Annotated in this window: 8 protein-coding genes; 6 read left to right on the plus strand and 2 right to left on the minus strand. The window is 62.3% G+C overall.

What is annotated here, in order from left to right:
• Window positions 1-12: 12 nt before the first annotated feature.
• From PKC81_RS01520 to PKC81_RS01545, 6 genes are all read left to right on the plus strand, one after another.
• Window positions 13-861 (plus strand): alpha/beta hydrolase, encoded by an 849-nt coding sequence (locus PKC81_RS01520; protein ID WP_298602827.1) that lies wholly within the window; start codon window positions 13-15, stop codon window positions 859-861.
• Window positions 862-1,070: 209 nt separating this feature from the next.
• Window positions 1,071-1,223, plus strand: coding sequence for a hypothetical protein (locus PKC81_RS01525; protein WP_298602755.1), 153 nt, complete (start codon window positions 1,071-1,073; stop codon window positions 1,221-1,223).
• Window positions 1,220-1,633, plus strand: a complete 414-nt coding sequence (locus PKC81_RS01530) for a hotdog fold thioesterase (protein ID WP_298602758.1) — start codon at window positions 1,220-1,222, stop codon at window positions 1,631-1,633. The genes PKC81_RS01525 and PKC81_RS01530 overlap by 4 nt, the downstream gene beginning before the upstream one ends.
• Window positions 1,623-3,065 carry an efflux transporter outer membrane subunit gene (locus tag PKC81_RS01535; protein ID WP_298602760.1) on the plus strand — a complete coding sequence of 481 codons (1,443 nt, stop codon included), beginning with the start codon at window positions 1,623-1,625 and terminating at the stop codon, window positions 3,063-3,065. Before PKC81_RS01530 ends, PKC81_RS01535 begins: the two co-directional genes overlap by 11 nt.
• Window positions 3,062-4,207 (plus strand): EmrA/EmrK family multidrug efflux transporter periplasmic adaptor subunit, encoded by a 1,146-nt coding sequence (locus tag PKC81_RS01540; RefSeq protein ID WP_298602763.1) that lies wholly within the window; start codon window positions 3,062-3,064, stop codon window positions 4,205-4,207. The genes PKC81_RS01535 and PKC81_RS01540 overlap by 4 nt, the downstream gene beginning before the upstream one ends.
• Window positions 4,208-4,213: 6 nt before the next feature.
• The gene (locus PKC81_RS01545) at window positions 4,214-5,743 is read left to right on the plus strand and encodes a DHA2 family efflux MFS transporter permease subunit (protein ID WP_298602766.1); all 1,530 of its coding nucleotides are present in this window, start codon (window positions 4,214-4,216) and stop codon (window positions 5,741-5,743) included.
• Window positions 5,744-5,766: 23 nt separating this feature from the next.
• Here PKC81_RS01545 and PKC81_RS01550 read toward each other — a convergent pair whose 3' ends face one another.
• Both PKC81_RS01550 and PKC81_RS01555 read right to left on the minus strand, forming a co-directional pair.
• Window positions 5,767-5,994 carry a conjugal transfer protein TraD gene (locus PKC81_RS01550; RefSeq protein ID WP_298602769.1) on the minus strand — a complete coding sequence of 76 codons (228 nt, stop codon included), beginning with the start codon at window positions 5,992-5,994 and terminating at the stop codon, window positions 5,767-5,769.
• A 22-nt stretch (window positions 5,995-6,016) separates the two neighbouring features.
• Window positions 6,017-6,322 carry a conjugal transfer protein TraD gene (locus PKC81_RS01555; protein WP_298602772.1) on the minus strand — a complete coding sequence of 102 codons (306 nt, stop codon included), beginning with the start codon at window positions 6,320-6,322 and terminating at the stop codon, window positions 6,017-6,019.
• Between the last annotated feature and the right edge of the window lie 143 nt (window positions 6,323-6,465).

Here is a 6,465-nt window from a genome sequence, read left to right on the forward strand (position 1 = left end):
TGTGTGAAAACGATGTTTGTAGATAGCGGTGGTATTGCCATCGCGGCAAGCCGGATCGGCGAAGATAGCCGACGCGGACCGGTCATCCTCGCACACGGCGGCGGGCAGACCAAGCGGACCTGGCGCAAAACCATGCACATGCTTGAGCAGCAAGGTTTCTGCTCGATCGCAATCGACATGCGCGGTCATGGCGAAAGCGAATGGGCGCCCCCCGACCAATACCGCTTTGCCGATTTCGGCAAAGATATTCTCGCCGTCTGCGACACGCTGGATGAACGACCGCATGTGATCGGCGCGTCCCTCGGTGGCCTGGCGGCTTTGGTGGCCGAAGGTGCGCTGCGACCCGGCAGCTTCGCGTCCTTGACGCTGGTAGATGTGACCCCTGAGATGGCCCCCGACGGTGTCTCACGGATAGTCGGTTTCATGAGCGCGCATATCGAATCCGGCTTTACGTCGCTTGAGGAGGCGGCCGAGGCGATTGGAAACTATCTACCCAACCGGCCCAAACGCGGCGCCAGCGAGGGCCTCAAGAGCTATCTTCGCCTCGGTCCAGACAATCGCTATCGCTGGCATTGGGATCCCGGATTTCTCAGTCGGATCAACGATCGGCGCGAGCATGACTATGCCTTGGCCAAAGCCGCTGCGGGCAATCTTTCACTTCCCGTCCATCTCGTGCGTGGCGGAGCCAGCGATCTCATTTCGCTCGAGGCGGCAGAGAGGTTCATAAATTTCGTCTCCGGAGCGCATTTCACCGATGTCTCAGGCGCAGGCCATATGGTCGTCGGTGACGATAATGACGTGTTCAGCCGCGCGATCATCGACTTTCTCGAAGTGCAGGATAAACTTCGGGAAGCGGTCTGACGGTTATCGACGTTGGATAGCGGGGGCAATCAACAGAGAGCATGGTCAATTTTGGATTGCAAGAACGGTCGCTGAAGGCTGCTCCTCAATTCGCATTTGGGAACGATCCGACTGAGTTGGATGGTGGTTTGGCCATTTTTTGCGCCCCAACCGTAACGCCGATGCATCAAAAGACTTCACTGTAAGATATATTACATTATGAAGGGCGCATGTCGAATCCCCATGCTTCACTAACCGGCCACTCCGAGCATAGCGCCATCCCCGATGCGACGCACATGGTGGTCGGCGATCAGAACGATGCCTTTGGCGATGCGATCCTAGATTTTCTGGTGCGGATGCACGGAAAAGGGATCGCGGCATGAGCGAGCAGGCAGCGCTAATGGACATCGAGCAGCTGCGCGCAATGCTGTTGATTGCGCCTTTCCACCAATGGCTGGGTCTGGAGATTGCCGCGCTCACCGAAAACGCGCTGACCCTCGAAATGCCCTGGCGGGATGAGATCGTTTCCAACCCGATGATCGGCTCGGCGCATGGCGGCATCCTCTCGGCGCTGATCGATCTGACTGGACTCTACACGATCAACGCGCTGGGCGGATCGGCGCGCGCCACCGCCGACATGCGGGTCGATTTCCATCGTCCGGCGACATCGGGACCGCTGCGCGCGATCGGACGGGTGGTGAAACTGGGTAAGCAATTAAGCGTCGCGGAAACCCGGATCGAGGATGCCGAGGGTCGGCTGCTGGCGAGTGGACGGGGCGCCTATGTCGGTTAGGCGCGGCATTCCGCTGACTTTGCTGGCTCTCTCGGCCTGCGCGTCAGTCCCCGATACCGGAATCAGACCGGCAATGCAGACCGCCGAGACGGTTGCTGCCAGCCAGACATTTGCGCCGCGTGGCATTGGTTTCTGGCCGCCGGACCAATGGTGGCGGCGGGCAGGCGATCCGCAACTCACCGCGTTGATCGAAGAAGGGCTGACCAATGCGCCGCAGGTTGCCGTTGCCGTCGCGCGCATCCGCAGAGCGGAGGCCGAAGCGCAACGCATAGGCGCGGCGCGACTGCCTAACATTGGCGCGGAGGCGGAAGCTGGGGCGCGTCGCCAAAGCGGCAGTTTTGGCATTCCCGCGCAGTTCCTCCCCGGTGGCTGGACCGATTACGGGCAGGCCTCGCTGAGCTTTGGCTATGATCTCGATCTGTGGGGTCGTAATCGTGCCGCGCTGGCAGCGGCAACTTCCGAACTGCGCGCGGCGACAATCGACGCGGCGCAGGCGCGACTGGTGCTGTCGGTGTCAATCACCGCCGCCTATGCCGAATTGGGTCGCGCCCACCGCGAACGCGACAATGCAGAAGCGGTGCTAACCAACCGACGGGCGACGCGCGACCTTGTGGCGCAGCGCGAGCGCAACGGCCTCGACAATCGCGCCAGTCTGCGCCTCGCCGATGTCGAAGTCGCAAGCGCGGAGCAGACGCTCGCTGGCGCCGAAGAGACCATACTTATTCGCCGCAACCAGCTTTCCGCGCTTGTCGGCGCGGGGCCGGATCGCGGACTGACGATCACCCGTCCGCCGCTTTCGCCCTCAACGCCCGCCGGGGCTCCCGAAGGCCTGACCACCGATTTGCTGGGCAGGCGGCCCGATATTGTCGCCGCGCGCGAACGGGTCGAAGCGGCGGCTGCAAAGATCGAGCAGGCACGGGCGGGCTTCTACCCCTCGATCAACCTACGGGCGCTGATCGGCTTGCAGGCGCTGGGCATTGGCAATCTCATCGATTCGCAATCAGTTTTCGGGTCGGTTGGTCCTGCAATCAGTTTGCCAATCTTCGACGGCGGCGGGCTGAAGGCGCAATATCGCGGCGCGATCGCCGCCTATGACGAGGCGGTTGCCAACTATAACCAGACCGTGATCACCGCTTATCAGCAGGTTGCCGATGCCGTGACCCAGCGCGATGCGGCGGACAAACGGTTGGAAGCCGCGCGCGCTGCCCTTGCGGCAAGCGAGGATGCGCTTGCGCTGCTGCGCCAGCGTTACAGCGCAGGTCTGTCCAGCTATCTCGAAGTTCTCGCCAGCGAGCGCGGAGTCCAGGAACTGCGCCTCGCCGTCATCGCCCTCGAAACTTACGAACGCGGCGCAACGCTGGCGACGATCCGCGCGCTTGGCGGCGGGTTCGACGCGCGTCAAACGCCCCCAGCAGGAAATGCCGACCGATGACCGACGCAGCAGACACAGCCCCCGCTGTCGATCCGGACGTTTCCGCTTCCCGCAAGGCAACGCGCAAGAAGTGGCTGCGGCGGCTAGTCGTCGTGCTGGCTATTGTTGGCCTCTGCTGGGGTGCCTGGTACTATCTGGTTGCCCGCAACCATGTCAGCACCGACAATGCCTATGTGAACGCGCAGATGGCGCAGGTCACGCCGCTTGTTGCCGGTTCGGCGATCGAAGTGCTGGTTGAAGACACGCAGCAAGTAAAGGCGGGGGACGTACTGGTCCGGCTCGATCAGGCGAATGCAAAGATTGCTGTCGCCCAGGCCGAGGCCGATCTTGCCGCCGCGCGCCGCCGGTTCAGCCAAACGGTCGCGACCAATAGCGCGCTTTCGGCGCAGGTCGACAGCTCCAGCGCCGGTCTGGTGCAGGCTCAGGCGCGGCTGCGGACAGCACAGGCAGAGTTAGACAAGGCCCGGATCGACTTGCAGCGCCGCGAGGCGGTCGCCGCCAGCGGAGCGGTTTCGGGCGAGGAACTGACACAGGCGCGCAGGTCTTTTGCCACCGCCAGCGCTGCGCTCGACGCCGCGCGCGGCGGGATTTCCGAAGTCGGCTCGGTCCGCCGTGTCGCCCAAGGCCAGCTCGCCGCGAACGACGCACTTGTGCGCGGTTCGAGCGTCGAGACCGACCCCGCCGTGCGCGCTGCCAAGGCCCGGCTCGATGCGGCCTTGCTCGATCTTGAACGCACCGAAATCCGCGCTCCTGTTTCGGGCGTGGTCAGCCGCTTGCAGGTGCAGATCGGCCAGCGCCTGAATCCCGGCCAGACGATCATGACCATCGTTCCGCTCGAAAAGCTCTATGTTGATGCCAATTTCAAGGAAGGGCAGCTCGGTCGCGTCCGCGTCGATATGCCGGTCAAACTGACCTCAGACCTCTATGGCGGCGATGTGGTCTATCGCGGCAAAGTCGTCGGACTGGCAGGCGGCACCGGCTCCTCTATGGCCGTGATCCCGGCGCAGAATGCAACCGGCAATTGGATCAAGACCGTCCAGCGCTTGCCGGTACGGATCGAACTCGATCCCGCAGACCTGCGCCAGCATCCCTTGCGCGTCGGGCTGTCGATGGAAGTCGAAATCGATGTTTCGGGAAACTGACCCGCGATGACGGCCGTGGCGGCCGCCTATAGCGGACTGTCTCCGTCGCAGCGCCTGATTGCGGCGATTGCACTCGCCTTTGCCAATTTCATGGTCATCCTCGACCTGACCATTGCCAATGTCGCCGTGCCGCATATCGCGAGCAGCCTTGGCATCACGCTGGAGCAAGGCACCTGGATCATCACCTCCTATGCCGTTGCCGAAGCCATTTGTGTGCCATTGACGGGATGGATGGCAGGCCGGTTCGGTTCGGTCCGAACCTTCATGGCCAGTATGCTAGGCTTCGGTGCCTTCTCCTTCCTCTGCGGCATTTCGGTATCGCTTGAAATGCTGGTCATCTGCCGGATCGGCCAGGGGATCGTCGGTGCATTCATGATGCCCCTGTCGCAAACACTGCTGCTCAAGGTGTTCCCGCCGGACAAGCAGAATTACGCGATGGGCCTTTGGGCCGTCACGACGCTGCTGGCCCCGGCCCTAGGCCCGATCTTCGGTGGCTATCTGACCGACAATTACAGCTGGCACTGGATATTCCTGATCAATATCCCTGTCGTGCTGCTGTGCCTTTTTGCCTGCTGGCGGCTTGTCCGTCCGCTGGAAACCGAGCGCAGTATCCTTCCGGTCGATGTCATCGGTCTTGTGCTTCTCATCTTTGCGGTCGGCTGTCTCCAGCTTGTTCTCGATCTAGGGCGGACGCATGACTGGTTTGGCGATCCGATGATTGTCGCGCTCACGGTCGTCTCGGCTATTTCGTTCCTGTTTTTCGTCATATGGGAGCTGACCGAAGATCATCCGATCGTCGATCTGCGCGTATTGCGGCATCGCGGTCTGAGTGTCAGCTTGCTTGCGCTCGGCATCAGCTTTGGCGCCTATTTCGCCGGGTTCGTTATCGTCCCGCAGTGGCAGCAGGCATGGCTTGGCTATACCGCGACGCAAGCCGGCATGTCTTCCTCATTTACCGCCATTGCCGCCTTGCTGACGGCCCCCCTCGTTGCGATGCTGGCTCCGCGCTTCGATCCGCGTCTGCTTGTCTCCGGCGGCATCGTCTGGCTCGCGGCGCTGGCGCTCACCCGGACATTCTGGACCACCGATTCCGATTTCTGGACACTGACCATCCCGCAATTCGTGCAGGGACTGGGCATGACCTTTTTCATGATCCCGCTTATCGGCCTTACGCTCAACACGGTGGAAGAGCATGAGGTCGCTTCCGCTGCTGGCCTCCAAAGCTTTGTTCGAACCATCGCCACGGCTTTTGCCACGTCGGTATCGCTGACATACTGGGGCGATACCCAGCGCGCCGCGCGCAACGATGTTGTCGGCGCGCTTCAGCCGGAAGCAGTGCAAACGCAGTTGTCTGGCATGGGGTTCTCACCCGAACAGGTCCGCCAAGTGCTGAGCAACATGGTCGAAATGGAGGCGACCACGCTCGCAGTCATTCACGTCTTCTGGGCAACCTCCGCCATGCTTCTCATCGCCGCCGCCCTGATCTGGCTAGCCCCACGCCCGAAGAAGTCGGGAGGCATGACGATAGGACATTGAATATGCAGCGACCGTCGCAACGGTCACGTTTCGCTCTCCGACTCAAACGCGCGCTTCCCTTTACGCTTCCAGAGCACCAGCGCTTGCTCGCGATCTTCGCCGCGCAGTTTGACGGCGACCGTTAGGAACGCGCCGTAGAGCGTGGCGCGATCATCGTCGGTGAGCTCGACCAGTCCAGCCTTAGCGACAAGGCCGCCCAGTTCGATGAGTTGCCGCGTGCGTTCACGGCGTTTGACCTGCCAGTCGCGCATGCCGGTTCGCGCCTTTCGTGCCTCAAGCCGATGCCGCGCCGCCGTCAGCCGCGCGAGCGCTGTCCGGTTGGCGCTCAACTCCGTTGCCGCGTTTGCGCGCCGTCCCTTGAAAGAAGGCGGCACCGCGCTTGCGCCAGCTCTCCTTTCGCGCGGCGTCAGCGTTTCCGGCGACATCGAGCAATGCGCCTGCCAGCGTTTCGGCGTCGCTGGCATCGGCCCCGGTCGCGATGACCAGCTCGCCGAGTTGCAGAACGCGGCGTTCCTTGAGGTGCTTCGCCTTGTCGGCCAGCGCTTTCAGTTCGGAATCGATATCGCGGGGTTTGCGCATCTTGTGTCTCCATCGAGAGGTGATGCGCCGATCATAATATCGCGCCGCGCCGTTTGCTTCAGGGTCGTCGGGACAGTCTGGAACCACCTAGTCCCGAGCAGGATTTTATCATGGGAGGGCGCGCTTATACGTCGTGCCGACGT

Origin of the sequence: Sphingorhabdus sp., assembly GCF_035329025.1 — a bacterium.
Lineage (GTDB): Bacteria > Pseudomonadota > Alphaproteobacteria > Sphingomonadales > Sphingomonadaceae > Sphingorhabdus_B.